The organism is Phenylobacterium aquaticum, from assembly GCF_022695515.1.
Taxonomy (GTDB): Bacteria; Pseudomonadota; Alphaproteobacteria; order Caulobacterales; family Caulobacteraceae; genus Phenylobacterium; species Phenylobacterium aquaticum.
This window is the reverse complement of sequence record NZ_JALDPT010000005.1, coordinates 19282-45738: the sequence shown is the minus strand read 5'-3', so window position 1 is coordinate 45738 and position 26457 is coordinate 19282. Positions and strand designations below refer to the sequence as shown.

Below are 26457 nucleotides of genomic sequence, written 5' to 3'. Positions count from 1 at the left end.
CCCGCCGGGGGGCGCGGCCCTAGGGTCGACCCGCTTTTGACGTGCGGAGTCCGGTCATGCGTTCCATCCCCCTCGCCCTCGTGCTGCTGGCCCAGGCCGCCGCCCTGCCGGCCTTCGCCCAGACCAAGATCGCCGATCCCGCCCGGATGGACGCGGTGATCAAGACGCTTGCATCCGACGCCTTCGAGGGCCGCTCGCCGGGGTCGGCGGGCGAGGCGAAGACGGTCGACTATCTGATCGGCCAGTTCAAGGCCGTGGGCCTGCAGCCGGCCGGGGACAAGGGGACCTTCGTCCAGGACGTGCCCTTGCTGCATACCCAGATCCAGTCCGGCGCGACCTTCAGCTATGCGGCCAAGGGCGCGAGCACGCCGCTCGCCCAGGTCCAGGAGCTCTATGCGATCAGCCTCCAGCCCAAGGACCGGGTGGCGATCAAGGACGCGCCCCTGGTGTTCGTGGGCTATGGCGTCACCGCGCCGGAGCGCGGATGGGACGACTTCAAGGGCGTCGACCTGAAAGGCAAGGTCGCGGTCATCCTGATCAACGACCCGGACTTTGAGGCCAAGGCCGGCGAGCCCGTGGCCGGCAAGTTCGGCGGCCAGGCCATGACCTATTACGGCCGCTGGATCTACAAGTTCGAGGAGGCCGCCCGGCGCGGCGCCGTCGCCGCCCTGATCATCCATGAGACGCCCGGCGCCGGCTATGGCTGGTCGACCGTCACCGCCCCCGGCGGCGAGGGCTTCGACATCGTCCGCGCCGATCCGGCCAAGGAGAAGGTGCAGCTGCAGGCCTGGGTCACCCGCGAAGCCGGCGCGGCTCTGCTGGCCAAGGCGGGGCTGGATCTTGAGACCCTGAAGGTCCAGGCGCGCACGGCGGCCTTCAAGCCCGTGCCGCTGGACGGCGTGACCTTCTCGGCCGACTTCGGCCTCGCCCACGATCAGGTGATGAGCTACAACATCGTCGGCAAGCTGCCCGGCAAGGGCCACCCGGACGAGAGCGTGATGTTCTCCGCCCACTGGGACGCCTTCGGGATCGGGGCGCCGGATGCGACCGGCGACAGGATCCGCCGCGGCGCGGCCGACGACGGCACCGGGATCGCCGGGGTGCTGGAACTGGCCCGCGCCTTCAAGGCGCTGGGCCCGACGGACCGCACCACGGTCTATGCGGCCTGGACGGCGGAGGAGCGCGGCCTTTTGGGCTCGGAGCTCTATGGTCTGCACCCGACCGTCTCCCTGCCGAAGATGGCGGCCAACTTCACCATGGACACCCTGCAGACCGCGGGGCCGTCGCATGACGTGGTGCTGATCGGCTATGGCCAGAACCAGCTGGACGAGATGCTGGCCAAGGCCGCGGCCGGCCAGGACCGCACGGTCACGCCCGACGCCCACCCGGAGCGCGGCCTATTCTATCGCGCCGACCACTTCCCGCTGGCCAAGCACGGGGTGCCAGTGCTGCTGCTGATGGGGCTGGGCGGCGGACCGGACCTGGTGAAGGGCGGTCGCCCGGCCGGCGAGGCCTGGGTCAACGCCTTCACCGCCAACTGCTACCATAAGGCCTGCGACGCCTGGCGGCCCGACTGGGACCTGACCGGCGCGGCCCAGGACGTCGACCTGCTCTATGTGATGGGCAAAGAGATCGCCACGAGCCGGATCTGGCCGCAATGGAAGGCGGGGTCGGAGTTCAAGCCGGTTCGCGACGCGACGGCGGCAGAGCGTAGATAAGTTCGCTGCTCCCCCGCTGGGGGAGCTGGCCCGAAGGGCCTGAGGGGGCCGGCCATTGGCCGGAACCGGCAGTTCGATCCAAACCAGCCCTTCGGTCTGGCCCCCTCCACCGCTTCGCGGTTCCCCTCCCCCAGAGGGGGCGGAGCGAAAATGAGTTACCGAAGCTTCATCCGTCCCCCGTTGCGCCGGATCAATGCCGGGGCCAAATATCCGCGGCCAAGGTCTGATCTTGGTTTTCGCTCTCGAGGAGCTCTGAATTTGTCGACCCTTCGCAATCGCCTGGCGCGCGTGGCCCTGATCGTGCTGGCCCCCGTCCTGATCGCCGGCTGTGGGATCAACAACATCCCGACCAAGGAAGAGCGCGCCAAGGCCCAGTGGGCCGAGGTGCAGAACCAGTATCAACGCCGCTCGGACCTGATCCCCAATCTGGTCGAGACCGTGAAGGGCTATGCGGCCCAGGAAAAGAGCGTGCTGGTCGAGGTGACCGAGGCCCGCGCCTCGGCGACCCAGGTCAAGGTCGACGCCTCCACCCTGACCGACCCGGCCAAGTTCCAGCAATATGCGGCCGCCCAGGACAAGCTGTCGGGCGTGCTCGGCCGGCTGATGATGATCCAGGAGCGCTATCCGGACCTGAAGTCGAACGAGAACTTCATGGCCCTGCAGTCGCAGCTGGAAGGCACCGAGAACCGCATCGCCATCGCGCGCCGCGACTATAACGAGGCGGTCCGCGACTATAATCTCGAGTTCAAGACCTTCCCGAACTCGTTCTGGGCCGGGTTCCACAAGGACTCCAAGCCCATGGAGATGTTCACGGCGACGGCCCAGGCCCAGACGGCGCCCAGCGTCAGCTTCGCGCCGACGCCTGGCGCCGCGGCGGCCTCGATGCCGAAGGCCCAATGATCACGTTCAAGGGATCGCGGGGACCGCTCGTCCTCGCGGTCCTGGGCTTCCTGGCCCTGGCCGGATCGGCGCTCGCGGCGCCGAAGTTCCCAGCCCTCACCGGCCGCGTGGTCGATGAGGCGCACCTCTTGTCGCCCGAGGCCACCGACCGGCTGACCGGCGAGCTGGCCCAGCTGGAGACCCAGACCGGCCACCAGCTGGTGGTCGCCACGGTGCCCAGCCTGCAGGGCTATGAGATCGAGGACTACGGCTATCAGCTCGGGCGGGCCTGGGGCATCGGCTCCAAGGCTCAGAACGACGGGGTGATCCTGCTGGTCGCCCCGGCCGAGCGGAAGGTGCGGGTCGAGGTCGGCTACGGGCTGGAGCCCGTGCTGACCGACGCGCTCTCCAGCGTGATCATCCAGGAGAAGATCCTGCCCCAGTTCCGGGCGGGGCACATGGAACAGGGCGTGGTCGACGGCGCCGAGGCGATCATCGCCCAGCTCGGCCTGCCGGAAGACCAGGCCAAGGCGATCGCCCAGGCGCCGCCGCAAGAGGCCCGGATCCGCACCCAGGGGACCCACATCCCGGGCGTCGTGATCCTGTTCATCATCATCTGGGTGGTGAGCTCGCTGTTGCGCGGACGGCGCGGCGGCGGCGGCGGGCTGTGGTGGCTGCCCTTCCTGTTCATGGGCGGCGGGGGTCGCGATCGTGACGGCTGGGGCGGCGGTGGCGGCTTCGGCGGCGGCGGTGGGTTCAGCGGCGGCGGCGGCTCCTTCGGGGGCGGCGGCTCCTCGGGAGGTTGGTGAGATGCTGACGGATCAGGATCGGGCCCGGGTCGAGGCGGCGGTCGCCGCGGCCGAACTCAAGACCCGCGGCGAGATCTATTGCGTGGTGGCCGGGGAATCCTCCGATTACCGCGAAGTGCCGGTGGCCTGGGCGGCGATCGCCGCGCTCGCGGCGCCTGCGGTGCTGCTGCTGGCCGGGGTGCATGTGACCGTGCCCGACCTGTTCGCCGACGGCTGGACCGCCTCCCAGATCGGGGCGGCGGCGGAGGCCGCGGCCCGCGCGGCCCTGGGCGGGGCGATCCTGCTGCAGGGCGCCCTTTTCATCGGGGTGGCGATCCTGGTCTCCATCCCGCCGGTGAGGCGACTGTTCACGCCGCGCAGCCTGAAGCGCGAGCGGGTGCGCCGCCGCGCCCGCGAACAGTTCCTGGCCAAGAACATGACCGCGACGCGGGAGCGGACGGGGGTGCTGATCTATGTCTCCGCCAAGGAGCGCATGGCGGAGCTGATCGCCGACGAAGGCATCTCGACCAAGGTCGACGCCAAGGCCTGGGACGCGGCCATGGCTCTGCTGGTCGCCGGCGTGAAGGCGGGCAAGCCGGCCGAGGGCTTCGAGAAGGCCATAGCCCATTGCGGCGACATCCTCGCCGAGCATTTCCCGGCCGACGAAAACGACAACCCCAACGAACTGCCCGACGGGATCGTGGTCCTGCCCTGAGGCGGCCATTTCCTCTCCCCATATCGTGGGGAGAGGTTAGGTGAAGGGCTCTTCCTGACTTGCCGCTGAACGGATTCGCCGGAAGACGCGCCGCTTCGCCGCGCGCCCCTCACCCAACCCTCTCCCCGTCGACGGGGAGAGGGCTATCGGCCTTGATCCTATCGACCACAGCAGGCCAAAGTCCCCGCCTCCCGGGGGACCGCCATGCTCGCAACGCTCGCCTTCGCCATGGTGGCGACCTTCATGACCCTGATCATGAGCGGGCGGGTCTCCGCCCTGGTGGCGCTCACCCTGACGCCCGTGGCGTTCGGGCTGATGGCGGGGCATGGGGTCGACCTCGGGCCCATGATGCTCGACGGGATCAAGACGCTCGCGCCCACCGGGGTGATGCTGGCCTTCGCCATCCTCTATTTCGGCGTGATGACCGACGCGGGCCTGTTCGACCCCCTGGTGCGGCTGGTGGTGCGGGTCGCCCATGGCGATCCGGTGCGGATCACGGTGGGCTCGGCGATCCTGGCCCTGCTGGTCAGCCTCGATGGCGACGGCTCGACCACCTATCTGATCTGCTGCACGGCCATGCTGCCGCTCTACCGGCGGATCGGGCTCAATCCCCTGGTGCTGGCCTGCCTGCTGATGCTGGCCTGCGGGGTGACCAACATCACCCCCTGGGGCGGTCCCACGGCGCGGGCGGCCAGCGCGCTCCACCTGGATGCTGGCGAGATCTTCACCTCCATGCTGCCGGCCATGGCGGCGGGCGCGGTCTTCATCGTGGCGGTCGCGGCCCTGCTGGGACGCAGCGAGCGGCGGCGGCTGATGGCCCTGTCGGTGGACGGCGCGCTGCACGTCCCCGCCGACGCGGACCTGGCCGAGGACCTGGTGCGGGGCAATGACCTCACCGAGCGGCCGAAGCTGATCCTCGCCAATCTCGCCCTGACGCTCGCCCTGCTCACCGCCCTGGTCCTCGGGCTTCTGCCGCTGCCCGCCCTGTTCATCATCGCCGCGGCCCTGGCGCTCACGCTGAACTATCCGTCGGTGGAGGCCCAGAAGGCGCGGATCGCGGCCCATGCGCCGAACATCCTGCCGGTGATCGCTCTGATCTTCGCGGCCGGGATCTTCACCGGCATCCTCAAGGGCACGGGCATGACCGAGGCCCTGGCCGATGCGGTGGTCCGGGCGATCCCGACCCAGTTGGGCCCGCACCTCGCCCCGGTGACGGCGCTGCTGTCCATGCCCTTCACCTTCTTCGTCTCCAATGACGCCTTCTTCTTCGGGGTGCTGCCGGTCTTGTCGGAGGCGGCGGCCAAGTACGGGGTGGCGCCGGTGGAGATGGCCCGCGCCGCCCTGACCAGCCAGGCGGTGCACCTGCTCTCGCCCCTGGTGCCCTCGACCTATCTGCTGGTCGGCCTGGTGCGGGTGGAGCTCGCCCAGCACCAGAGGTTCACCCTGCCCTGGGGGATCGCGCTCAGCCTGGTCTTGCTGGCCGCCGCCATCGTCACCGGCGTGGTCCCGATCACTGGCTAGGCGGCCGCGGCGGCGCTAGACTTTGGCGACCGCCAGGGAGGCCGCGCGATGAGCTACAAGATCCATGTGGACGGACGGGTGCGCGAGGTCGATGTCGAGCCCGGCACGCCCCTGCTCTGGGCCCTGCGCGACGGCCTGGGAATCCTGGGTCCCAAATACGGCTGCGGGATCGGCCAGTGCGGCGCCTGCACCGTGCATGTGGACGGAACGCCGGTGCGCTCCTGCTCCTTCCCCGTCGAGATGGTCGGCCCGGCCCAGGTGACGACGATCGAGAGCATCGGGACGACGGCGACGGGCAAGAAGGTCCAGGCCGCCTGGTCGGACCTGGATGTCGCCCAGTGCGGCTATTGCCAGCCGGGCCAGATCATGTCGGCCACGGCCCTGCTCAACCAGACGCCCAAGCCCACCGACGCCGACATCGACGCGGCCATGAGCGGCAACATCTGTCGCTGCGCCACCTACACCCGCATCCGGGCGGCCATCAAACGCGCCTCCGGCCAGAAGGAAGAGGTCTGACCATGGCCGACGGTTTCCTTGAGAACGCCTCGCGGCGGGATGTTCTGCGCACGGGCGCGGCGGCCGGCGGTCTGATGCTGTCCTTCAGTCTCGCCGGCAAGGCCGGGGCCGACGGCCAGGCGGGCGCCAAGCTCAACGCCTATGTGACCATCGCCCCGGACGGGATCGTCACCATCGTCTCCAAGAACCCGGAGATCGGCCAGGGGGTGAAGACCTCCCTGCCGATGATGATCGCCGAGGAGCTGGACGTCGACTGGGCCCAGGTTCGCACCCAGCAGGCCGATGGCGACCCCGCCACCTATGGCCGCCAGTTCGCCGGCGGCAGCGCGGCCACGCCGCTGCACTGGGACCAGCTGCGCCAGGTGGGCGCGGCGGGACGGGCCATGCTGGTGGCCGCGGCGGCTCAAGGCTGGGGCGTGGAGCCCGCGACCTGCACGACGGCCTCCGGCGTGGTGTTCCACAAGGCCTCGGGCCGCAAGGCGAGCTACGGCTCGCTCGCCGCCAAGGCCGCGACCCTGCCGGCGCCGGACCTGAAGAGCCTGACGCTCAAGGACCCCAAGACCTATCGCATCATCGGCACGCCCCACGCCCAGGTCGACACGCCGGCCATCGTCACCGGCAAGCCGCTGTTCGGCATCGATGTGCATGTGCCGGGCATGCTCTATGCGACCTTCGAGAAGGCGCCTGTGTTCGGGGCCGGGGTGGCGAGCGCCGACCTCGCCGCCGCGCAAGGGGTGAAGGGGGTTCGCAAGGCCTTCGTGGTCAAGGGCGGCGCCGAACTCGACGGCCTGCTGCCCGGTGTGGCGGTGGTGGCCGACAGCTGGTGGCAGGCCCGCAAGGGTCGCGAGAAGCTGAATATTCAGTGGGCGGATCATCCGACCGGCAAGCAGTCGACGGAGGCCTATGAGGCCGCCGCCGCGGCCTTCGCCGCCGGCGCGCCGCAGCGCACCGAGCGCCAGGACGGCGATGTCGAGGCCGCGCTGAAGGCGGCCGCCAAGACGGTGAGCGCCTCCTACGCCTATCCCTTCATCGCCCACGCCTCGCTGGAGCCGCAGAACTGCACGGCCCAGTTCAAGGACGGCAAGCTGGAGATCTGGGCGCCGACCCAGAACCCCGAGCCGGGCCGGCAGCTGGTGGCCAAGACCCTGGGCATCGCGCCCGAGAACATCGCCATCCACATGATCCGCTGCGGGGGCGGCTTCGGGCGCCGGCTGTCCAACGACTACATGGTCGAGGCCGCTTGGATCGCGCGGGAGGCGGGCGCGCCGGTCAAGCTTCTGTGGACGCGGGAGGACGACTTCCGGCACGACTTCTATCGCCCGGCGGGCTGGCACAATTTCACCGCCGGCCTGGATGCGGCGGGCAATGTCACCGCCTGGCGCAACCACTTCGTGACCCTAGGCGACGCCACGGGCCAGCCGGCCCGCAGCGCACGCATGGCGGCCTGGGAGTTCCCGGCCCGGTTCGTGCCCAACTATCGCTACGACCTGTCGCTGGTACCCTCGGGCGTGCCGACCGGCCCCCTGCGGGCGCCGGGCTCCAATGCGCTGGCCTTCGTGATGCAGTCGTTCATCGACGAACTGGCCCATGCGGCGGGGCAGGACCCCATCGACTTCCAGCTCAAGCTCCTGGGCGACCAGGGGCTGGTGGGCACGTTGGGCAAGGACGCCTATGACGCCGGCCGCATGCGCGGCGTGCTCAAGCGGGTGCGCGAGACCTCGGGCTGGGGCAAGACCCTGCCCAAGGGGCAGGGCATGGGCGTGGCCTGCTATTTCAGCCACCTGGGCTATTTCGCGGAGGTCGTGGCCGCCTCGGTCGCGGCCGACGGGTCGGTCAAGGTCGACAAGGTCTGGGTGGTCGCCGATGTGGGCCGCCAGATCGTCAATCCGTCCGGGGCCATGAACCAGGTGCAGGGCGCCGTGCTCGACGGCCTGTCCGCGGCGCTGGGCCAGGCGGTGACCATCGAGGCCGGCCGGGCGGTTCAGTCGAATTTCGACAGCTACCCGCTGCTGCGCATGGCCGACGCCCCGCCGGTGGCGGTGGAGTTCCTGATCACCGACCATCCGCCGACTGGCCTGGGCGAGCCCGCCCTGCCGCCGGTGCTGCCGGCCCTGACCAATGCGATCTTCGCGGCGACCGGCAAGCGGATCCGCCGCCTGCCGATCGACACCGGCTTGCTGAAGTCGGCCTAGAAGGCGACTTCCATCCTAAGCCCCGCGACCACCGCGTCCTTCACGGCGCGGTCGCCGCCGGGGCGGCGGATATATTGCAGGTCGGGCTGCAGCCGAATCTTCGGCGACAGCTGATCGGAATAGCTGAGCTCCACCAGGGTCTCGGCGCGGTCGAGGTCCAGACCGGCGTCCGCGGCGTTGGCGCGATAGCTCTTGGCCAGGCGCACCCGGCTGATCCCGAAGGCCAGCGCCGAATCCGGACGCGAGGCGAACAGAGGCTGGACCTGCAGACCCGCCTGCCAGGTCGCCTTCAGCGGCTGGGTGTCGCCCTCGGACAGGCCGCCCTTCAGGAAGGCGGTGGTCGTGGCGGTGACGGGCTGCTCGATGACCGCGAAGGCGCCGTGCGGGCGCCGCCGCAAGGGCGCGCCGGTTGCGTCCACCGCCCGCTGGTCGTCCATGCGCTGGCTGTAGGCCCAGGCGCCCAGGGCGAGCTTGCCATGACCGGTCCAGCCGGCCTCGGCGATGACCAGTTCGCCCTGGTCGAAGCCCGTGTCCACCCCGCCGGGTTCGCCGGGCACGCCGACCTGGGCGTTGACCACGGCGGCCTGCAGATAGCTGGTCTCGGTCGGCCGCCAGACGATCCGGGCGCCGAGCGCCGTGGAGGGATAGGCCGCTGCGCCCGAGGGGCCCGAGCCCGCCAGCTCCGGATTCATCCCGAAGGCGGGTCCGAGAAGCAGGCCGGCGGAATCGGCCACGCCGAACTCGCCGCTGACGTCATAGAGGCCGAGCCGCAGGGCGGCGCGGTCGCCCGCGAAGCTCTGCTCCATCCAGGCCTGGTAGAGGCGCAGGCGCCGGGAGCCGACCTCTATATTGTCGACGCCCTGCAGGCTGGCCGACAGGTCGTTAGGCGCCGCGCCGCTGGTGTTCAGCACGTCGATATGCGCGCTGGCCCCGCGCCATCCGATGGCGCGATCCAGATCGAGATCGGCCGAGAAGGTCAGGGCGTCCAGGTGACGCGCGCCGGTGTCGGCGCCGCCACGGGCCGCGTCGATCAGATCAAGCTTGTAGTCGAGCGCCAGCACCAGGGCTGACGTAGGCGCGTCTTCAGCATGAGCCTGAGAAAATCCGCCTGCGATCACTGTCGCGATGCAGGCGGACGCAAGGGTTCGTGCTCCGCGAAGTCTTCGCGGTCGCGCTGGATTTTCCCAGCTCATTATAGTTTTGCCCCACCAGATGTTCTGGTCTTTTGTTGTTGAGGCATCTTGCAGCGGGAAACTTAAAATCAAGTGTGGGGGACGTGAATCACGTCTTAACTTCGAACCCCTTTCGCTATACTCAGATTGAGCTATGCTGGCGTCTGACGGGTGGTTTGGCCCGCCGATTGCTCCCGGCAGGGGGTATTGGATCAAACTGGGCCAAGACCATGAAAACCCTTGCCGCACTTAGTCTCGCCGCTGTCGCGACCGTCGCCGCGTCCCACGCCTGGGCGCTGCCCTCGCGCTCCGGCGCCGTGGCGGGACATCAGGGCCTGACCCTGTTCGCCCCCGAGGTGGCCCAAAACGCCGCAGGCGCCCGGGTCGAGGGCGCGGTGTGCCGGCTGGGACCGGTTCCGTCGGTGAAGCTGGGTGAACTGTCGGTTGAGCATGTCGGCCCCGACGGCCAGACCCTGGCGGTCGAACCCGCCCGTGTGGCCCCGGTCCTGCGCGATCGCGGCGCGCGCTGCGCCTATTATCATGTGCAGACCGCCTGGGTGGTGCAGCCGTCCGAAAGCGTGCAGGTCTGCATGAGCAGCCCGGCCGGCGGCGCGCCGGCCTGCGTCAGGCGCCCAAATTAGGCGCCATGGCGCCGGAATAGGCCGCGGCCAATCCGCGCTGGACAAACATCGTTCGGACTTCCTTAAGGCCGGTGACGCCTCTCTGCTCGGCTGTATCGAGGAGGACGTCGGGCATGTCGAACCCCAGGAACGCGGGCGGACGACCCAAGGCGATTGAACGCTTCATTGTCGGCGCGACCCTGGGTCTGGTGCTGGTCGCGGCGGGCCAGGCGGCGATGAGCGCGGCCTATGGAGAGTTCGCCAATCACCAGCGCGCGGCCGAGAACGCACGCGACGACCGGGTCAACGGCGAGATCATCGAACTGTCGGTCCTGCAGAAGCAGATCCAGTTGGAGATCGTCCAGGTCCAGCAGTTCCTTACAGACGTGTCGGCCACCCGCGGCCTGAACGGCATGGATGACGGCTGGGGCGAAGCAGAGAAGAACGCCCAGGCCTTTGAGCGCGACATCGCGCGCGCCCAGACCCTCGCCCAGGACCTCAAGGCCGACGAACTCGCCGCGGCCCTGGCCGCCGTGAAGAGCAAGTTCCCCAACTATTACAGCGTCGGCCAGAGCATGGCCCATGCCTATGTCGACGGCGGCGCCGAGGCCGGCAATCTGTCGATGCCCCAGTTCGACGCGGCCAGCGAAGCCCTGGCGGGCGAGGTCGACAACGCGGCCAAGTCCCTGAAAGCGGTTCAGGCCCGGATTGAGGCGGAGAATCTCAAGCAGGAGAAACGCCTGACCGATCAGCAGAATCTTGCGGTGGTGGTCTATGGGCTGATCGCCCTGGGCGCCGGCGCTTGGGGCATGATGCTGATCTCGCGCCTGCGTCGGCGCGTCCTGCGTCCCTTGGGCGACCTAGCCGGTTACATGGGCCATCTCGCGGAGGGCGACTACGAGCGCCCGATCCCTTTGCAGGCCTCCAATGACGAACTGGGCCACATGGTCACCTCGGTGGCGGTGTTCCGCGACGCGGCGCTTGAGCGCAAATCGGCGCGCCTGCAGCAGGAAGAGGAGCGTGGTCTCGCTGAGCAGGAACGCGTTGAGCGCGATATGGAGCGGCGCCGGGCCGACGCCGAGCGCGCCGAGGTGGTCGCCACCGTCGCCTCCGCCCTGTCGCATCTGTCCGATGGCGACCTGACGGCCCGGATCGACAAGGATCTGGCGGCCGAATACGCCGCCCTGAAGGCGGACTTCAACGCCGCCGCCGAGCGCCTGGCCTCGACCATCGCCCAAATCCGCGAGTCGGCCGGCAGCGTGGGCGTCGGCGCCGACGAGATCTCGGCCGCCGCCGACGATCTGTCGCGCCGCACCGAGCACCAGGCCGCCAGCCTGGAACAGACGGCCGCCGCCCTCGACCAGATCACCGCGACGGTGAAGAAGACCGCCGCCAGCGCCCTTGAGGCCCAGAAGCGGGTCGTCGAGACCCATGAAGAGGCCCGGACGACCGAGCAGGCGGTCAGCGCCGCCGTCACCAAGGTCGGCGAGATCGAGGCCTCGTCCAGCCAGATCGGCCAGATCATCGGGGTGATCGACGAGATCGCCTTCCAGACCAACCTCTTGGCCCTGAACGCCGGGGTCGAGGCGGCCCGGGCGGGCGAGGCCGGCAAGGGCTTCGCCGTGGTGGCCTCCGAGGTCCGGGCCCTGGCCCAGCGCTCGGCCGACGCGGCCAAGCAGATCAAGACCCTGATCAGCGAATCCAGCCGCCAGGTGGGGGAGGGCGTGCAGCTGGTCGGCCAGGCCGGCGGGGCCCTGACGCGGATCCTGGAGCGGGTCGGCGGGATCTCGACCCTGGTGCAGGAGATCTCGGCGACCGCCAAAGAACAGGCCATCGGCCTGTCGGAGGTCAACACCGCGGTCAACCAGATGGACCAGGTCACCCAGCAGAACGCCGCCATGGTCGAGGAGACCACGGCCGCGGCCCATTCGCTGAAGGGCCAGGCCCAGGTGCTCGACCAGCTGGTCTCGGCGTTCCGTCTGCCCGGACGGCGCCCGACGTCCGCCGCGCGCCGCCTGATCTGAAAGGTCAGTGCGGGATATAGGTCCGCAGCACGTCCTCGATGATCCGCTCCAGCTGGGCGAGCGTGTTGCACTGCTTGGCCACGTGGCAGAACCGCTCATAGCGGTGCATCACGCTGTCGCCCTGGCCCCAATAGCTCTCGGGTTCGGGGTTCAGCCAGATCACCGCCCGGGCCCGCTTCTGGATGGTGGCCAAGAGGTCCAGGCGGGGATCGGCGTAGTTTGACCGCGCGTCCCCCAGGATGATCACCGTGGTGTGGCGGTCGATCTGGTCCAGGTGCTGCTCGCAGAAGTCCTCGAGCGACTTGCCATAGTCGGTCTGCTGGAAGCCGATCTGCTTCAGCACCTCCAGGATCGCCGTCTCGATCCGGTGCTCGTCGAGCACGGCGTTGACGCTGATCATCCGCCCGGAGAAGGCGAAGGCCTCCATGCGGTCGACCACCTCGTTCAGCGAATAGAGGAAGGTCAGCAGGAACTGGGCGGCGGCGGCCACGGACTTGGACACATCGCAGATCGCCACGATCGACGGCTTGTCGATCTTCTTGGTCTTGAAGACGATGTCGAAGGGCATGCCGCCATAGCCCATGGACTTGCGCAGGGTCCGGCGGACATCGAGGTGGCCGGTCCAGGCGACGTGGCGGCGACGGGAGTAGCGGTCGGCCAGCCGCTTGGCCATGCGCTTGACCAGCGCCTGCATCATGGCCTGGTCGACGGGGTCGATCCCGCCCTCGGCGTTCAGGGCCTTGCGGGCCAGCAGGTCCTCGCGGAGGTTGCGCCCGCTCTCGGCGGCGTAGAGCTCGTGCTGGCGCTCGACATAACGGCCGGCTTCCTCGGTCAGGGCCTTGCGGGCCTGTTCCAGCCGCTGGCCGGCGGCCTGGGTGCGGGCGTCCTCGGACTTTCGGGCGGCGGCGATGATCCGCTCGATCTCCGACAGGCCCATTTCCTCCAGGAGCTTGCGGGTCAGGCGGCTGCGCTGGGTGGACAGGCGGATCTGCGAGACCTGGGCGCGGTCGGCGGCCTCCTCCATGGCCTGGGCCAGGGCCGAGGCGTCGCCGTCCATCAGCATGCGGGCGAGCTCCGATTGCTCGGCCTCCGGCGGCAGGTCCTCCATCCGCTCGCCCTCGCCGGGCGGTGGGGCGGCCTGGAAGCTGTCGCGGGTGAAGAAGGTCTCGAAGATCCGGTCGAAGCGGTCCACCTCGTCCGCCGTCTTGGCCAGGGTCGCGCAGAGCGCGTCCTTGAACAGCACCCGGTCCTCGAAACCGACCAGGGCGACCGTGCGGTGGGCGTCGATCGCCTCGGCCGGCGAGATGCGGACGTCGGCGGCGCGAAGCGCGCGGAAGAAGTCCTCAAGCGAGGTCTGCATCGGCGTCAGGCCAGGGGGCGGCGGATCAGCTCGGCGATCTGCGGCTCGACCGCGACGATGTCCTGCTCGAACTTCAAGAGGACGTTGAGGCTGTCGCGCACCACCTCGGCGTCGAGGCTGTCGGCGTTGAGCAGGATCAGGGCGCGGGCCCAGTCGACGGTCTCGGAGATCGAGGGCGACTTGCGCAGGTCCATGGTGCGAAGGGACTGCACGAAGCTGACCAGTTCCTGGGTCAGCTTCTCCTCGATGCCGGGCACGCGGCTGGCGACGATCTTCTTCTCCAGCGCCGCATCGGGCAGCGGGATGTGCAGGTGCAGGCAGCGGCGCTTCAGCGCGTCGCCCAGGTCGCGGACATTGTTCGAGGTCAGGAACACGATCGGCGGGGTCTTGGCCTTCATGACCCCAAGCTCGGGAATCGAGACCTGATAGGCCGACAGCACTTCCAGCAGGAAGGCTTCGAAGGCCTCGTCGGACTTGTCGATCTCGTCGATCAGCAGGACGCAGCCGTCATCCTCGCGCAGCGCCTTCATCAACGGGCGCGGCTCCAGGAAGGGCTCGGAGAAGAACAGGTCGCCCATGCCGTGCAGGCGGTCCATGGCGGCGTCCATGTCCGGCGCGTCGCCCAGCGCCGCGCCCATGCGGTCCTTGAGGATCTGGGTGTAGAGCAGCTGCTTGCCGTACTTCCACTCGTACAGGGCCTTGGACTCGTCCAGGCCCTCGTAGCACTGCATCCGGATCAGCGGCAGGCCGAGCAGGGTGGCGGTCGACAGGGCCAGTTCGGTCTTGCCCACGCCGGCCGAGCCCTCGACCAGGATCGGCTTCTGCAGGTTCACCGCCATGTAGAGCGCCGTCGCGATCCGGCGGGAGGCGATATAGCCCACCCCGGCCAGGCCTTCGATCAGGGCGTCCACGGAAGTCATGCTGGCGGCTTGAGGCGCGGCCGTCGCGGCGATGCGCGCGGCGGGAGTCAAAATCGTCAAAGTCGTCGGCTTTCGAAATGAGAGGCGTGAAATGGACGCCGCGGGAGAGGTCAATGGCGCAAGCATGCCCAAGACGCCCCGTGCTTAGCAAGTCCGCGCGTCGTCACGGGCGAGCGATGATCAGGGCTAATGGCGATTTACCTCAATTTCACATCGGCTTGGCTAGACTCCGCGTCGATGCGCTCGCTTCTCCCCCTCGCGGCGGCGCTGCTGATCGCCGCCCCGGCCTGGGCGGGCGATCTCGCGGTCAGCCTCAAGACTCCGTCCGGCGCGCCGGTGTCGGACGCCGTCATCGTGGTCGAGACGGCGGACGGACCGCCCAAGGGGCCGATCCATTTCGCCGGGCCCTATCGCATGGCCCAGAAGGACATGCAGTTCACGCCCTTCGTTCTGCTGGTCCCCGTCGGCGCCGAGGTGGCTTTTCCGAACCTCGATCCGATCCTGCACCACGTCTATTCGTTCTCGCCGGCCAAGACCTTCGAGCTCAAGCTCTATGGCCGCGACGAGACCCGCCATGTCCGGTTCGACAAGCCCGGCATCGTGTCGGTGGGGTGCAACATCCACGACGACATGACGGGCTTCATCCGCATCATCGACACCCCCTATGCCGCCAAGACCGACGGCCAGGGCCATGCGGTGATCCCCGATCTGCCGGCCGGAGCGGCGACCGTGCGGGTCTGGCATCCCTATCTCAAGGCCGTGCGCAACGAGGCCGTCCGGACCGTGACGATCCCCGGCGCGGGCGGCGCGAGCCTGGCCCTGGCGGTCGAGCTGCGCCCAGCCCCAATGAAGCACGCGGGCTACTGATCGTGCTGCGCGCCGCCCTGTCCCGTCTGGCCATGATCCGCCGCCTGCAGACCAAGCTGACCGTGCTCTATGCCGGGCTGTTCGGCCTGAGCCTGCTGCTGATCTCAATGGCGGTGTTCAGTGCAATCTCAAGCCAGGTGGAGCGCCAGGTCCGCGGCGAGCTCGTCGCCTCCGGCACGGTGTTCGACCGGGTCTGGTCCCTGCGCTCCGACCAGCTACGCCAGGGCGCGGCCCTGCTGTCGCGGGATTTCGGATTCCGCGAGGCGGTGGCGACACGGGACAGGGCGACCATTGTCTCGGCGATGGAGAACCTCCGCAGCCGCTTCCGGATCGACCGGGCCTTCATCATCGGCGTGGACGGCTCGGTGACTGCCGCCGACGAGGGCGGGCTGGCGCCCCACGCCGAAGCCCTGCTCTCGGCCCTCTACGAATCGGATTCGCCCCAGGGCATCTTCGTCCTCGACGGCGCGCCCTATCAGATGGTGGCTACGCCGATCCTGTCGCCCGACCTGATCGGCTGGGTGGTGTTCGCCGCCCGGCTGGACTCCACGGAGCTGCGCGGACTGGAGCGGCTGTCGGCCATCCCGCTGGACGCGGCGGTGGCGCACCGGGACGGCGGCCACTGGATCGCCGGGACGCCCGCCGGCCGCGGCCGATCGGATCTCGACCGGTTCGTCACCGATGCGCTCGGCGCCCGCAACGCGGCGCCTCGGACGCTTGGCACGGCGCACGGCGCCGCCATCGCCCTGGTGAAGCCCCTGCCCACCCTGACCGGCAAGGACGGCGCAGCCCTGCTGCTGACCTATCCCCTGTCGCGGGCCTATGCCCCCTATCGGGCTCTGTTCGCCACCATCGCCCTGACCGGGGTGCTGGGCCTGATCCTGGTGATCCTCGGCAGCTGGAGCCTGGCCCGCAGCCTGACCCGCCCGATCTCCACCCTCGACGAGGCCGCGCGTCGGCTGCAGCGGGGCGAGGACGGCCATGTGTCGATCGACAGCCAGGACGAGATCGGCCGCCTCGCCGAGAGTTTCAACCTGATGGCCACCGAGATCCGCGAGCGCGAGCGGCGGATCACCCACCTGGCTCTGCATGACGCCGAGACCGGCCTGCCCAATCGCCTGTCGCTGGAGCGGGCGATCGACGAGCGGCGCGAGGAAGGGCCGCTGTTCGTCGCGGTAATGGGCATTGAGCGTTTCGCCCATGTGCGCGGCGCGATCGGCTACGCCCTGGCCGCCCAGGTGGTGCGCGAGGTCGGCGAACGGCTGGCGGGCCTCAGGGAAGAGGGCGCGGTCGCGCGTCTGTCGACCGCGGTGGTCGGGCTGGTGTTCAGCGCGCCGGACGCCTCGGCCGCCGAGGCCATGGTGGGCTATCTGCTCTCGGACCTCGAACAGCCCCTGCATGTCAGCGGCGACGCCATCGATGTCAGCCTCAGCGTCGGACTGGCGCGCGTCGAGGCGACCGGCGCCTCGGCCACCGCCATCGAACGCGCCACGATCGCCCTCGACCAGGCCCGAGGCGCCAAGCGCAAGACGGCGTTCTTCGATGCGGAGGCCTATGGCGACCCGTCCTCGAACCTGGCCCTGATGAGCGGCATGCTGTGGGCGATCCGCTCCGGTCAGATCGAACTCTATCATCAGCCGAAATACGACCTGCGCCGCCGGGGGGTTCACGCGGCCGAGGGACTGGTGCGTTGGCGCCATCCGACCCGCGGCATGCTGCGCCCCGACCTGTTCATCCCCATGGCCGAGGAGACCGGCCACATCCGCACCCTGACCGACTGGGTGCTGCGCCAGGCGGTCGAGGACCAGGCGGCCCTGGCCCGCGAGGGCCATGAGCTCGACATCGCCATCAACATCTCCGGCCGCCTGCTGGGCGACAACGACTTCGCCGACCTGGTCGCGCGCACGACGCCCAAGGCGGCCGGCAAGCTGACCTTCGAGATTACCGAGACCGCGGTGATTGAGAACCCCGACCTGGCCCTGCAGATCCTCGACCGGTTCCGCGACGCGGGCGTGAGCATCTCTATCGACGACTTCGGCTCCGGCCTGTCGTCGCTCGCCTATCTGAAGCAGATCCGCGGCCATGAGCTGAAGATCGACAAGTCGCTGATCACCGACGTGTCCGAGAGCCAGCGCGACGCCCTGATCGTGCGCTCGACCATCGACCTGGCCCACAGCCTGGGCCTGAAGGTCACCGCCGAGGGGGTGGAGACGGCCAACACCTTCCAGCTGCTGGCGGCCATGGGCTGCGACTCGATCCAGGGCTATCTGATCGCGAAACCCCAGCCCCTGGGCGAGCTGATGGACTTCCTGCGGGTGGATCCCGCCGAACGGATCGCGCACGGATGAGGCTGTCCCGCATCGCCCCGGCCGGCCTGATCGCCGCGCTCCTGGCGGCCGGCGCGGCCCATGCCCAGTCGAACCTGTTCGGCGCCGACACCCTGCACGGCCAGGCCGATATCCGCCTGGCCTCCGGGGACGGGGAGCGCGGGTTCCTGGCCGGCGGCTTCGGCAAGACCGGACGCACCGACAACGGCCTGTCCCTCAGCGACATCGCGCTCGAATGGAAGCCGCGCCTGGGTTTCGCGGCCAGCGCCGTGGTCAGCGCCGACTACCAGCCGCAGCTGTCGCCCCGCCTCGACTGGAACGAAGCCTATCTGAAGCTCAAGGCGCCGCCGACCCCGCTGGGCCGGATCCAGGGCCGGGCCGGCCTCTATTATCCGCCCGTCTCGATGGAGCACGAGGGCGTCGCCTGGAGCGATCCGGACATGCTCAGCGCCTCGGCGATCAACAGCTGGATCGGGGAGGAGGTGAAGGTCGCCGGCGTCGAGGCCAGCCTGACGCAGACGCTGGGCGATCACGAGCTGACCACCACCGGCGGGGTGTTCGGCTGGAACGATACGGCGGGCACCCTGCTGACCTTCCGCGGCTGGGCCCTGCACGGCGTGCGCGCCGGGCCGCACACGGAATTCGCCCTGCCGCCGATGTCGGCCTTCATGACCCCGCGCCAGGACGAGGACACCTATCCGTTCCGCGAGCTCGACGGCCGACCGGGCTATTACGGCCGGCTGGAATGGCGTCCCCCGGCCGCGGTGGTGCTGAACGCCACCTATTACGACAACGGCGGCGACCGGACCTCGGTCAAGGACGGCCAGTGGTCCTGGGAGACGCGGTTCCTCAACCTCGGCGCCCGCTGGGAGCTGAGCGACACCGTCCGGCTGCAGGCCCAGGCGATGAACGGCGAGACCCTGATGGGCTTCCGCCGGCGCGGCGACCGCTGGATCGATGTCGGCTTTCGCGCCGCCTATCTGATGGTCCAGAAGCGGCTGGGCGAGGACATGCTGAGCGGCCGTCTCGACGCCTTCGAGGTCAATGACCGGACGCTCCAGGCCCTCGACAACAATGACGAGACCGGCTGGGCGGCCGCGGTCGACTGGCGTCACCGCCTGTCGGACCACGCCGCCCTGGTGACCGAGGCGCTCTATGTCACCAGCGATCGGCCGTCGCGGGCCTATGGCGGCGGCGCGCCCCGCCAGGACCAGGCCCTGGTGCAGTCCGCCCTGCGGCTGAGCTTCTGAGCCTCAGTGCTTCATGTCGCCCATCGAGGGGGCGGGACGCAGGTCGGCGGTGACCTGCTCGCGGCCGCCCGACGCCGGCACATTGACGGTGCGGGTCTGCTGATTGCGGACGGCCTTCATATAGGGCTGCCAGACGGTCATGGGGGCGGATCCCGCAGGCAGGCCCTTGATCACCGCCACCCCGTCGGCGCCGGTCTTGGCGGCGTAGGGCGTATCGACCACCACCAGATAGGCGATCATCTGGTCGTGGATGTTGCAGCCGAGCGGCACGATCCCGGCCTTGTCGAAGCGCACGCTGCGGGACTCGTCGCGGCCGTAAAGCTTCAGCTCGAACTTCTTCACGGGCGAGAACGAATAGACGTGGTGGCGGACATTGTCCTTGTTCGGAAAGTTCACGTCCGAGCCCACCGGCACGATCAGCACGAAGGGATTGAAGGCGATGTTCTGCTGGGCCACCGCATAGGGCCAGCTGAACTTGATCGGCTGGGCGGCCGGCGCGCCGGCCGGCGCCAGGGTGACCACGGCGTCCTTGACCGGCTCTCCGGCGGAGGTGCGCACCACCACCGTCAGATCCGCCGCCCGGGCGGTCGTCGCCAGGGCGAGGGCGGCCAGCAGGCTCAGGGCAAAGGGACGCATGACATCTCCAGTCGGCGAGGGCGTGGTCAGGTCGATGCTTGTCTAGCGCAACCGGACGGGGCGGATGAAAAGATCAGACCTTTGGAATGATCGACTATGGTCAAGCTTGTTACTGTGTTGCGGGCGGGCCGCGCGAGCAGCGCCACCCCTAGGTGCACGATTGGTCAACATATTCATCGATAACATCCGGTGAACAACTCGGAGGACGCCGGGTTGACCGCCGCGCCGCAAGGACGCGCGGATCTGGGGGACCCGACGATGAAACGACTTTTGCGGGCGGCCGGTCTGGCCGTCGGCCTGCTCGGCGCGGCGGGGGCCGCGCGGGCGGGCGAGATGGTGAACGGCGGCAAGCTGCTGCTCACCGGCGGGGTGACCAATGTCGAGGGCGCGGGCGGCGGCGGCCTCGCCTCCTGGGCCACCATCACCGGCTACGAGACCGTCGACGGAGTGGGCGCCAATGTCCACGGCACGATGGTCAATCTGCCCGACTACGACTTCCGCGCCTATGGCGCGTCGCTGGGCTTCCGCGATCGGATTGAGGTCTCCTATGCGCGCCAGGCCTTCGACACCGGGGCCACCGGCGCCAAGCTGGGCCTGGGCTCGGGCTTCACCTTCCACCAGGACGTTTTCGGCGCGAAGCTGCGGGTGGCGGGCGACGCCGTCTACGCCCAGGACAGCTGGGCGCCCCAGGTGGCCGTCGGCGTGCAGTTCAAGCACAACGACCGCGGCGCGATCATCAAGGCGATCGGCGGCAAGGACGACAGCGGCGTCGACTACTATGTCGCCGCGACCAAGGTGCTGCTGAACCAGAGCCTGGTCCTCGACGGGACGCTGCGCGCCACCAAGGCCAACCAGGCCGGCCTGCTGGGCTTCGGCGGCGGCAAGAAGGACGACTATTCCCTGCAGTTCGAGGGCTCGGCCGGCCTCCTGGTCACCAAGCGCCTGCTGATCGGGGCGGAGTACCGGACTAAGCCCGACAATCTGGCCGGCCTGAAGGAGGACGACTGGATGGACCTCTTCGCCGCCTATGCGGTGAACAAGCACCTGTCGATCACGGCGGCCTATGCCGACCTCGGCGAGGTCGCCACCTTCAAGGGTCAGCGCGGCCTCTATCTGTCCCTCCAGGCGGGGTTCTAGGAACATGCTCGCGACACGTCTCATCCCGACCCTGATCGCCGCGGCGGGTCTCGCCTGGGCGGCGCCCGCGATCGCCGCCGAGAAGCCCGTCGATCCCTATACGGTCTCCAACGCCAATGCGGGCGCTCAGCCCTTCACCGGCGACCAGATGCTGGCGGCCTTCCATGGCCAGGCCGGCGTCGCCCGGGTGGTGGACCGCATGGTCGATCTCAGCGTCGCCGATCCCCGCCTGGCCGAGATCTTCCACGCCACCGACCTGGAGCGGCTGCGCCGGACGCTGAAGGAACAGTTCGACTACCTGCTGGGCGCCGGTGTCGACTACACCGGCCGCGACATGAAGACCGCCCACAAGGACCAGGGGATCAACACCGCCGAGTTCAACGCCCTGGTGGAGAACCTGCAGAAGGCCATGGACCAGGAGGGCGTCGCCTTCCGCGCCCAGAACCAGCTGCTCGCCAAGCTCGCGCCCATGCATCGCGACGTGGTCACCCGCTGATACGAAAAAGGCCCGCGCCGAAGCGCGGGCCTTTCCTTGGGGCCGGTGAGGACCGGTCCTAGTACTTGTAGCTGACCGTCACGAACCAGGTCCGCGGATTGCCGTAATAGGCCGTGCGGATGCCGCCGACCGACGAGAACTCCTGGGCGTCGGTCTTGTAGACCTCGTCGCTCAGGTTCTTGCCGTAGAGGCCGGCCGACAGCTTGCGGTCGGGGGCTTCCCAGACGATTTGGGCGTCATAGAGCCAATAGGCGGACTGCCACATGCCCGGGAACTTGGCGCGGGTGGTCAGGTTGGCGTTGTCGATCGCCAGCGCCATTTCCGAGCGGTAGCGGGCCTGGCCGCCGACCGTCACGAAGCCCTTGTCGCCGAGATTGAACTCATAGGACCCGGCGAGGCGGGCGGTCCATTCCGGCGAGAAGGCCGGGGTCTGCCACGACCGATCCAGGACGGTGAAGCCGGTGGCCGGGGCGCTGGCGGCGCGCTGTTCCAGGAACTCGCCGTATTCCGCGTGCAGATAGCCCAGGTCGGCGTTCAGGCTGAGGCCCGGGATCGGGTTGGCGGCGAATTCCAGTTCCGCCCCGTAGATCTTCAGCTGGCCGGCGTTCAGCACCGCGAAGTCGATCGAGGGGATGATCTGGGTCGGCGAGGTGACGGCGCGGCCGACGCGGGCCTGGAAGTCCTGATAGTCGTTGTAGAAGATCGTGAAGTTGGCCCGGGCGCGGCGATCCCACAGTTGGCTCTTCACGCCGGCTTCGTAGGAGACCACGGTCTCGGGATTGTAGGGCTGGTCCTCGCCCGGATTGTTGGCCCGGCCGTTGAAGCCGCCCGACTTGAAGCCCTTGGCGACGCGGCCATAGAAGAACAGATCGTCCGTCGCCTGATAATCCAGGCTGATCATCGGCGAGACGTCGTCCCAGCTCTTCTTGCCGGTGAACGCGAAGGTCCCGCGCAGGGCGGCCAGGTTCGAGAAGGTCGAGGTCGTGCGGTAGTAGGTCTTCTCATCCTGGGTGTAGCGCAGGCCGGCGGAGATCCGCAGGGCGTCGGTCAGGGAATAGCTGCCGTTGACATAGCCCGCCCAGCTGGTGGTCGAGAGGTTGTCGTCGATCGTGCGCAGGAAGGTGAAGGGCTGGACGAAGGCGTTGGCGTAGGCCTCCTGGTGCGACTTCACATGTTCGCGCAGGTAATAGACGCCGCCGACGACGTTCCAGCCGCCCGAGGCGTAGTTCAGCTGCAGCTCTTCGCTGTGCTGGTTCTGATCGGGCGAGACCAGGACGTCGCCCAGCTGGACGGCCGTGGCGTCGATGTCGATGTAGTCGTCGCTGCGCAGCTCGCGATAGGAACTGATCAGCTTGGCCGTGAGGGTGTCGGTCAGCTTGTAGGTCTGGTTGGCCGAGACGCCCCAGTGTTCGAAGCGGGTCTTGTTCGGCAGGCCGGACGTGGTCGTGGTCTGGAAGTTGTATTCCGGGATCACGGCCGGCACGACATAGAGGGTCTGGCCGAACGCCGAGGTGAGCGTGTTGGTCGGCTGGCCCACGGTCATGTGCGAATTGTCGTGGGTGTAGTCGGCGGCGAGGTCGGCCCGGTACTTGTCGGTCGGCGTCCAGGCGAGCGCCGTGCGCAGGGCGATGGTGTTCTTGTTATTGTAGTCGGCGTGGCTGACCGGGTCGGTCACATAGCCGTCGTGACGCGAGCCCATGGCGGCGAAGCCGGCCGCCAGGGTGTCGGTGATCGGACCCGACAGACCGAGCTTGGCCTCGAACATGCCGTAGTCGCCGACGCTGACCGAGGCCTTGGAGCGGACGGTCTGGTCGGGGGCGAGCGAGACGAGCTTCAGGGCGCCGCCGATGGTGTTCTTGCCGTAGAGCGTGCCTTGCGGGCCGCGCAGCACCTCGACGCGGGCGAGGTCCAGGAGGTCGAACTGGGTGCCGCGGATGCGGCTGAAATAGACGTCGTCGACATAGACGCCGACGGCGGGGTCGAAGGTCTGCAGGGCGTCCGGCTGGCCGACGCCGCGGATATAGATATTGGTGGCGTTGGACGAGCCCCGGCCCTGGACCAGGTTCATGTTGGGCACGGCGCCCTGAAGGTCGGTGATGGCGAGCGCGCCCTGGCGCTCAAGGGCCTTTTCCGAGAAGGCGGTGATCGCCACCGGGGTCGATTGCAGGTTTTCCTCGGTCCGGCGGGCGGTGACCACCAGTTCCTCGACGGTGGCGTCCGGGGCCGCGGCGGCGGCCGCGCCGGCGTAAACAGACCAAGCCGCGCCCGCGACAAGCGCGAGCTTCCAATTGAAGCGCATGAAGTTTCCTCCCCTTACGCCCTCAAGCGGGCGCAACTGATTGGCGACGAAACTGCGTTCGCCCTGTCCGCGCGTCAATAATTCATTCCTCGATGAGTGAATTAGTGCGCGGGATATGGAGCGACCGATGCAGGCAAGCCACACCGTCGGTACGACCGGGATCAGGTCAGGGCGCGTCGGCCAGGAAGGCGTCGATCGCCTGCGTCGCCTGGGGTTCTTCCAGAGTGGGCGCATGGCCGACGCCGGGCACGTCCACGCGGCGCATGTGCGGCGCGACGGTCCCCATGCGGTCCGCCGTCTCGGGCTCCAGGATGTCGGAGGCCTCGCCGCGCACGAGCAGGAGGGGGCGGCCGGTCGCAAGCGCCGTAAACAGCGGCCAGAGATCCGGCGGCGTCGCCGCGGGGGTGGCGGTCGGGGCGATCTTGAAGACCTCCGAGATCGCCGGGTCATAGTCGAGCGTCAGGCGTCCGGCCGCGTCCTCGCGAAACACCCGGCGGGCGAACCGCGCCCAGTCTGCGTCGCTGAGGCCAGGCAGGGCCTCGCCATTGGTGGCCCGCGCATAGGCGGCGGCCTCGGCCCAGGACTTCACCTCCGGCGCGCCGCCCACATAGCCGGCGATCCGCGCCAGGCCCGCGGCGCCGACCTGTGGCCCCACGTCGTTGAGCACCGCCCCGGCGACCAGGTCCGGGCGCAGGGCGGCCAGGGTCAAGGTGATCAGTCCGCCCATGGAGGTGCCGACGAACAGGGCGCGCGACACCCCGGCCTGATCGCACAGGGCCGCGACGTCGCCGGCATAGACCGCCGGGTTGTAGTTCATCGGCTGGGGATCCCAGGCCGAACGGCCCCGCCCGCGGACATCGAGCGCCAGAACCCTGCGGCCCCGGGCGGCCATCCGCGGGGCCAGCTCCTCGAAGTCCCGCGAATTGCGGGTCAGGCCGTGCAGGCAGATCACCGGCAGGCGCGCGGGACCGTCGGCGGGGGCGTGGTCGCGGGCATAGAGGGTCAGGCCATCAAGGCTGGTCCAGAAACGGTCGGCGGCGGACATGTCGGGCTCCGGTAGGGCGGACGCGCCTTCGCATCCCAGGGCGGATCATTCATCATCTGATGAGTAACGCCAAGCTTCGCCGCTTGACGCCGTGACCGGCGCGGTTGAACCCTGGCGGGGGCGGGCCATACTGGGTGTTCGACGCCCTCGGGGAGCCGCAATCTTGTCGACCGTGCCGGAGGCCAAGGCCTCGCCAGACCCCGCGCCGGACGCCGCCGCGCCGCGGCCTTCCCGCCGCGGCGGCAAATCCCGCGCCCAGAAGAGCTTCGAGACCCGCGAACGCATCCTTGATGTCGCCGAGCAGGAGTTCTCCCGCCACGGCTTCGACGGGGTCACCCTGCGCACCGTGGCCAAGCGGGCCAAGGTCGACACCGCCCTGCTGCACTACTACTTCGACTCCAAGAAGGGCCTGTTCGACGCCGTGTTCCTGCGCCGCGCCGAGGTGCTGAACCAGGACCGCATGGAGGCGATGGACCGCTATGAGTCCGAGGCCGGCGACCACGTGACGGTCGAGGGCGCGGTGGCCGCCTTCCTCAATCCCGTGCTGGAGCGCTGCGCCAACGCCGGTCCGGGCTGGCGGGCCTATTTCGCCCTGATCGGGGTGGTCAACAATACGCCGGTCTGGGGCGGGGAGACCATGACCCGCTATTTCGACCCGGTGATCCACCGGCTGATCAAGGTGGTGAAGCGGGCCCTGCCGAGCGCGAGCGAGACGGACCTGTTCTGGTCCTACCACATGCTCTCGGGCTCGCTGACCCTGACCCTGGCCGAGACCGGGCGGATCGACACCCTGTCGGGCGGGATCTGCCGGTCGGAGGACATCGCCGCGGTGACGCCGCGCATGATCGCCTACGCCGCCGCGGGATTTCGGGCCGTCTGCAAGGACTAGCTGACGCCGTAGGGGTGATAGGCCCCGAGGATCAGCTGCTCGAACACGCCCATGCCGCGCTGGGGCTCCTCGCCCGGAACCGTGAGGGTGACGTGGCTGAGCGCCTGGATGTGCAGGTTCTCCATGGCCCCCATGTTCTGGTCGGCCAGCACAATGTCCTCGCGCTCGACCACCAGCTCACCCTTGAAGCCCCCGTGGCGCCACTGGGGATGGCCATAGCCGATGCCGCGCATCAGGAAAGTCAGGAAGGGCTCGAACTTCACCCTGGCCTGGCCCTGCTGCAGCGGAATCACCAGCTCGCCGGTCTTGGCGTGCTTGGTGCCGGGGATGAAGCTGACATCCTGGATCGAGGCGCCCGAGGTGTGGAAGCCGTCCTCCGGGCCCGCACCGTCCTCGAGGATCACCGCGCGGGTGTTCCAGGGCTGGCCGTCCGGATTGGCGTTGACGTGGAAGAACACGCTGCGGTCGGCGAAGTTTAGCGGCGTCCATTGCCAGAAGAAGGTCGGCATGACCGGCGGCACGGGGGGCTGGGGATCGGCGGCCCCAACCGGGCGCACGCCCCAGGAGCGGTCGCGGGTGCCGACGGCGCCGGCCTGCAGGTCGCGGCGCACGCCGTCGATCTCGATCCAGCCCGAGCAGCGGACGTTCTGGGTCAGGCGGGTATAGTCCATGAAGGCGCGCGGACCGATGCGGTGCATGAACCGCGGCTCCTCGATCGGGAAGGTCCGCCCCTCGAACACGATCTCGGCGGCGAAGCCGTTGGACGGCGCCACGGTGAGCTTCAGCTTCTGCAGCGGCTCGAGAATCTCGACGCGGATCGGCCCGCAGACGATGTCCATCCGCTCCATGTTCAGGAACTTCGAGGCGTGCAGGCAGTGCTCGACCCCGTCGCGGATCACCGAGAAATGGGCGTCGGCGATGTTCAGGTGCGGATACACCCCGAAGGCCGCCGCGAAGAACTCCGTCCCGTCGGGGTTGTAGCCATTGAAGAAATAGCGATCGTAGAAGTTCCGGTCGGTGCCGGAATAGGCGATCGGCTCCGGCGTCTGGTGGATCGGATAGTCGTCGGCCTTGGTCAGCATGAGC

General features: G+C 69.0%; 22 protein-coding genes. 15 read left to right on the top strand and 7 right to left on the bottom strand.

Going from position 1 to position 26457, the window contains the following annotated elements:
- Positions 1-56 precede the first annotated feature (56 nt).
- From MQH10_RS05285 to MQH10_RS05255, 7 genes are all read left to right on the top strand, one after another.
- Positions 57-1718, top strand: coding sequence for a M28 family peptidase (locus tag MQH10_RS05285; protein WP_242563023.1), 1662 nt, complete (start codon positions 57-59; stop codon positions 1716-1718).
- Positions 1719-1976: 258 nt separating this feature from the next.
- Entirely contained in the window at positions 1977-2618 is a 642-nt protein-coding gene (locus tag MQH10_RS05280) for a LemA family protein (protein WP_242563022.1), read from the top strand.
- Positions 2615-3406: a TPM domain-containing protein gene (locus MQH10_RS05275; RefSeq protein WP_242563021.1), complete on the top strand. Its 792-nt coding sequence runs from the start codon at positions 2615-2617 to the stop codon at positions 3404-3406. The genes MQH10_RS05280 and MQH10_RS05275 overlap by 4 nt, the downstream gene beginning before the upstream one ends.
- Position 3407: 1 nt before the next feature.
- Positions 3408-4100: a TPM domain-containing protein gene (locus tag MQH10_RS05270; RefSeq protein WP_242563020.1), complete on the top strand. Its 693-nt coding sequence runs from the start codon at positions 3408-3410 to the stop codon at positions 4098-4100.
- A gap of 204 nt (positions 4101-4304) precedes the next feature.
- Positions 4305-5621 (top strand): CitMHS family transporter, encoded by a 1317-nt coding sequence (locus MQH10_RS05265; RefSeq protein ID WP_242563019.1) that lies wholly within the window; start codon positions 4305-4307, stop codon positions 5619-5621.
- Between the two features lie 48 nt (positions 5622-5669).
- Positions 5670-6137, top strand: coding sequence for a (2Fe-2S)-binding protein (locus MQH10_RS05260; RefSeq protein ID WP_242563018.1), 468 nt, complete (start codon positions 5670-5672; stop codon positions 6135-6137).
- Between the two features lie 2 nt (positions 6138-6139).
- On the top strand, positions 6140-8329 hold the full coding sequence (locus tag MQH10_RS05255; RefSeq protein WP_242563017.1) for a xanthine dehydrogenase family protein molybdopterin-binding subunit: 2190 nt from the start codon (positions 6140-6142) through the stop codon (positions 8327-8329).
- Here the strand turns inward: MQH10_RS05255 and MQH10_RS05250 are convergent.
- On the bottom strand, positions 8326-9390 hold the full coding sequence (locus tag MQH10_RS05250; protein WP_242563016.1) for a carbohydrate porin: 1065 nt from the start codon (positions 9388-9390) through the stop codon (positions 8326-8328). The two genes, MQH10_RS05255 and MQH10_RS05250, sit on opposite strands and share 4 nt — an antisense overlap.
- 341 nt (positions 9391-9731) lie before the next feature.
- Here MQH10_RS05250 and MQH10_RS05245 point away from each other — a divergent pair, with 341 nt between their 5' ends.
- Positions 9732-10142 (top strand): hypothetical protein, encoded by a 411-nt coding sequence (locus tag MQH10_RS05245; protein WP_242563015.1) that lies wholly within the window; start codon positions 9732-9734, stop codon positions 10140-10142.
- 113 nt (positions 10143-10255) lie between these two features.
- On the top strand, positions 10256-12145 hold the full coding sequence (locus MQH10_RS05240) for a methyl-accepting chemotaxis protein (protein WP_242563014.1): 1890 nt from the start codon (positions 10256-10258) through the stop codon (positions 12143-12145).
- 4 nt (positions 12146-12149) lie between these two features.
- Here the strand turns inward: MQH10_RS05240 and MQH10_RS05235 are convergent, their stop codons facing one another.
- Complete coding sequence (locus tag MQH10_RS05235; RefSeq protein WP_242563013.1) at positions 12150-13505, bottom strand: vWA domain-containing protein; 1356 nt, start codon at positions 13503-13505, stop codon at positions 12150-12152.
- Between the two features lie 5 nt (positions 13506-13510).
- Entirely contained in the window at positions 13511-14425 is a 915-nt protein-coding gene (locus MQH10_RS05230; protein WP_242563012.1) for an AAA family ATPase, read from the bottom strand.
- A 237-nt stretch (positions 14426-14662) separates the two neighbouring features.
- Here MQH10_RS05230 and MQH10_RS05225 point away from each other — a divergent pair, with 237 nt between their 5' ends.
- From MQH10_RS05225 to MQH10_RS05215, 3 genes are read left to right on the top strand one after another with little or no spacing between them, the layout of a single operon-like run.
- Positions 14663-15292, top strand: coding sequence for a cupredoxin domain-containing protein (locus MQH10_RS05225; protein ID WP_242563011.1), 630 nt, complete (start codon positions 14663-14665; stop codon positions 15290-15292).
- A gap of 2 nt (positions 15293-15294) precedes the next feature.
- Positions 15295-17640, top strand: coding sequence for a putative bifunctional diguanylate cyclase/phosphodiesterase (locus tag MQH10_RS05220; RefSeq protein WP_242563010.1), 2346 nt, complete (start codon positions 15295-15297; stop codon positions 17638-17640).
- Positions 17637-18869 carry a hypothetical protein gene (locus tag MQH10_RS05215; RefSeq protein ID WP_242563009.1) on the top strand — a complete coding sequence of 411 codons (1233 nt, stop codon included), beginning with the start codon at positions 17637-17639 and terminating at the stop codon, positions 18867-18869. The genes MQH10_RS05220 and MQH10_RS05215 overlap by 4 nt, the downstream gene beginning before the upstream one ends.
- A gap of 3 nt (positions 18870-18872) precedes the next feature.
- Here MQH10_RS05215 and MQH10_RS05210 read toward each other — a convergent pair whose 3' ends face one another.
- Positions 18873-19505 carry a methylamine utilization protein gene (locus MQH10_RS05210; protein WP_242563008.1) on the bottom strand — a complete coding sequence of 211 codons (633 nt, stop codon included), beginning with the start codon at positions 19503-19505 and terminating at the stop codon, positions 18873-18875.
- 258 nt (positions 19506-19763) lie between these two features.
- Here MQH10_RS05210 and MQH10_RS05205 point away from each other — a divergent pair, with 258 nt between their 5' ends.
- Together MQH10_RS05205 and MQH10_RS05200 are read left to right on the top strand one after the other, a co-directional pair.
- Positions 19764-20642, top strand: a complete 879-nt coding sequence (locus tag MQH10_RS05205) for a DUF3034 family protein (RefSeq protein ID WP_242563007.1) — start codon at positions 19764-19766, stop codon at positions 20640-20642.
- A 4-nt stretch (positions 20643-20646) separates the two neighbouring features.
- The gene (locus MQH10_RS05200; RefSeq protein ID WP_242563006.1) at positions 20647-21138 is read left to right on the top strand and encodes a group I truncated hemoglobin; all 492 of its coding nucleotides are present in this window, start codon (positions 20647-20649) and stop codon (positions 21136-21138) included.
- Positions 21139-21196: 58 nt separating this feature from the next.
- On the opposite strand, the gene MQH10_RS05195 is transcribed toward MQH10_RS05200, so the two are convergent.
- Together MQH10_RS05195 and MQH10_RS05190 are read right to left on the bottom strand one after the other, a co-directional pair.
- Positions 21197-23437 (bottom strand): TonB-dependent receptor, encoded by a 2241-nt coding sequence (locus MQH10_RS05195; protein WP_242563005.1) that lies wholly within the window; start codon positions 23435-23437, stop codon positions 21197-21199.
- Between the two features lie 166 nt (positions 23438-23603).
- Positions 23604-24482 carry an alpha/beta fold hydrolase gene (locus tag MQH10_RS05190; RefSeq protein ID WP_242563004.1) on the bottom strand — a complete coding sequence of 293 codons (879 nt, stop codon included), beginning with the start codon at positions 24480-24482 and terminating at the stop codon, positions 23604-23606.
- A gap of 172 nt (positions 24483-24654) precedes the next feature.
- Between MQH10_RS05190 and MQH10_RS05185 the strand changes: the two genes are divergently transcribed.
- Positions 24655-25371, top strand: a complete 717-nt coding sequence (locus MQH10_RS05185; RefSeq protein ID WP_242563170.1) for a TetR/AcrR family transcriptional regulator — start codon at positions 24655-24657, stop codon at positions 25369-25371.
- On the opposite strand, the gene MQH10_RS05180 is transcribed toward MQH10_RS05185, so the two are convergent.
- The gene (locus MQH10_RS05180) at positions 25368-26453 is read right to left on the bottom strand and encodes an Rv3169 family protein (protein ID WP_242563003.1); all 1086 of its coding nucleotides are present in this window, start codon (positions 26451-26453) and stop codon (positions 25368-25370) included. The genes MQH10_RS05185 and MQH10_RS05180 overlap by 4 nt on opposite strands.
- Positions 26454-26457: the final 4 nt, after the last annotated feature.

Excerpts from the sequence above, each read along its gene's own strand:
- MQH10_RS05200 (WP_242563006.1), top strand. The coding sequence starts at position 20,647 with ATGCTCGCGACACGTCTCATCCCGACCCTGATCGCCGCGGCGGGTCTC.
- MQH10_RS05240 (WP_242563014.1), top strand. The coding sequence starts at position 10,256 with ATGTCGAACCCCAGGAACGCGGGCGGACGACCCAAGGCGATTGAACGC.
- MQH10_RS05230 (WP_242563012.1), bottom strand. The coding sequence starts at position 14,425 with ATGACTTCCGTGGACGCCCTGATCGAAGGCCTGGCCGGGGTGGGCTAT.
- MQH10_RS05270 (WP_242563020.1), top strand. The coding sequence starts at position 3,408 with ATGCTGACGGATCAGGATCGGGCCCGGGTCGAGGCGGCGGTCGCCGCG.
- MQH10_RS05210 (WP_242563008.1), bottom strand. The coding sequence starts at position 19,505 with ATGCGTCCCTTTGCCCTGAGCCTGCTGGCCGCCCTCGCCCTGGCGACG.
- MQH10_RS05225 (WP_242563011.1), top strand. The coding sequence starts at position 14,663 with ATGCGCTCGCTTCTCCCCCTCGCGGCGGCGCTGCTGATCGCCGCCCCG.
- MQH10_RS05285 (WP_242563023.1), top strand. The coding sequence starts at position 57 with ATGCGTTCCATCCCCCTCGCCCTCGTGCTGCTGGCCCAGGCCGCCGCC.
- MQH10_RS05265 (WP_242563019.1), top strand. The coding sequence starts at position 4,305 with ATGCTCGCAACGCTCGCCTTCGCCATGGTGGCGACCTTCATGACCCTG.
- MQH10_RS05260 (WP_242563018.1), top strand. The coding sequence starts at position 5,670 with ATGAGCTACAAGATCCATGTGGACGGACGGGTGCGCGAGGTCGATGTC.
- MQH10_RS05215 (WP_242563009.1), top strand. The coding sequence starts at position 17,637 with ATGAGGCTGTCCCGCATCGCCCCGGCCGGCCTGATCGCCGCGCTCCTG.
- MQH10_RS05195 (WP_242563005.1), bottom strand. The coding sequence starts at position 23,437 with ATGCGCTTCAATTGGAAGCTCGCGCTTGTCGCGGGCGCGGCTTGGTCT.
- MQH10_RS05180 (WP_242563003.1), bottom strand. The coding sequence starts at position 26,453 with ATGCTGACCAAGGCCGACGACTATCCGATCCACCAGACGCCGGAGCCG.
- MQH10_RS05205 (WP_242563007.1), top strand. The coding sequence starts at position 19,764 with ATGAAACGACTTTTGCGGGCGGCCGGTCTGGCCGTCGGCCTGCTCGGC.
- MQH10_RS05275 (WP_242563021.1), top strand. The coding sequence starts at position 2,615 with ATGATCACGTTCAAGGGATCGCGGGGACCGCTCGTCCTCGCGGTCCTG.
- MQH10_RS05245 (WP_242563015.1), top strand. The coding sequence starts at position 9,732 with ATGAAAACCCTTGCCGCACTTAGTCTCGCCGCTGTCGCGACCGTCGCC.
- MQH10_RS05190 (WP_242563004.1), bottom strand. The coding sequence starts at position 24,482 with ATGTCCGCCGCCGACCGTTTCTGGACCAGCCTTGATGGCCTGACCCTC.
- MQH10_RS05235 (WP_242563013.1), bottom strand. The coding sequence starts at position 13,505 with ATGCAGACCTCGCTTGAGGACTTCTTCCGCGCGCTTCGCGCCGCCGAC.
- MQH10_RS05255 (WP_242563017.1), top strand. The coding sequence starts at position 6,140 with ATGGCCGACGGTTTCCTTGAGAACGCCTCGCGGCGGGATGTTCTGCGC.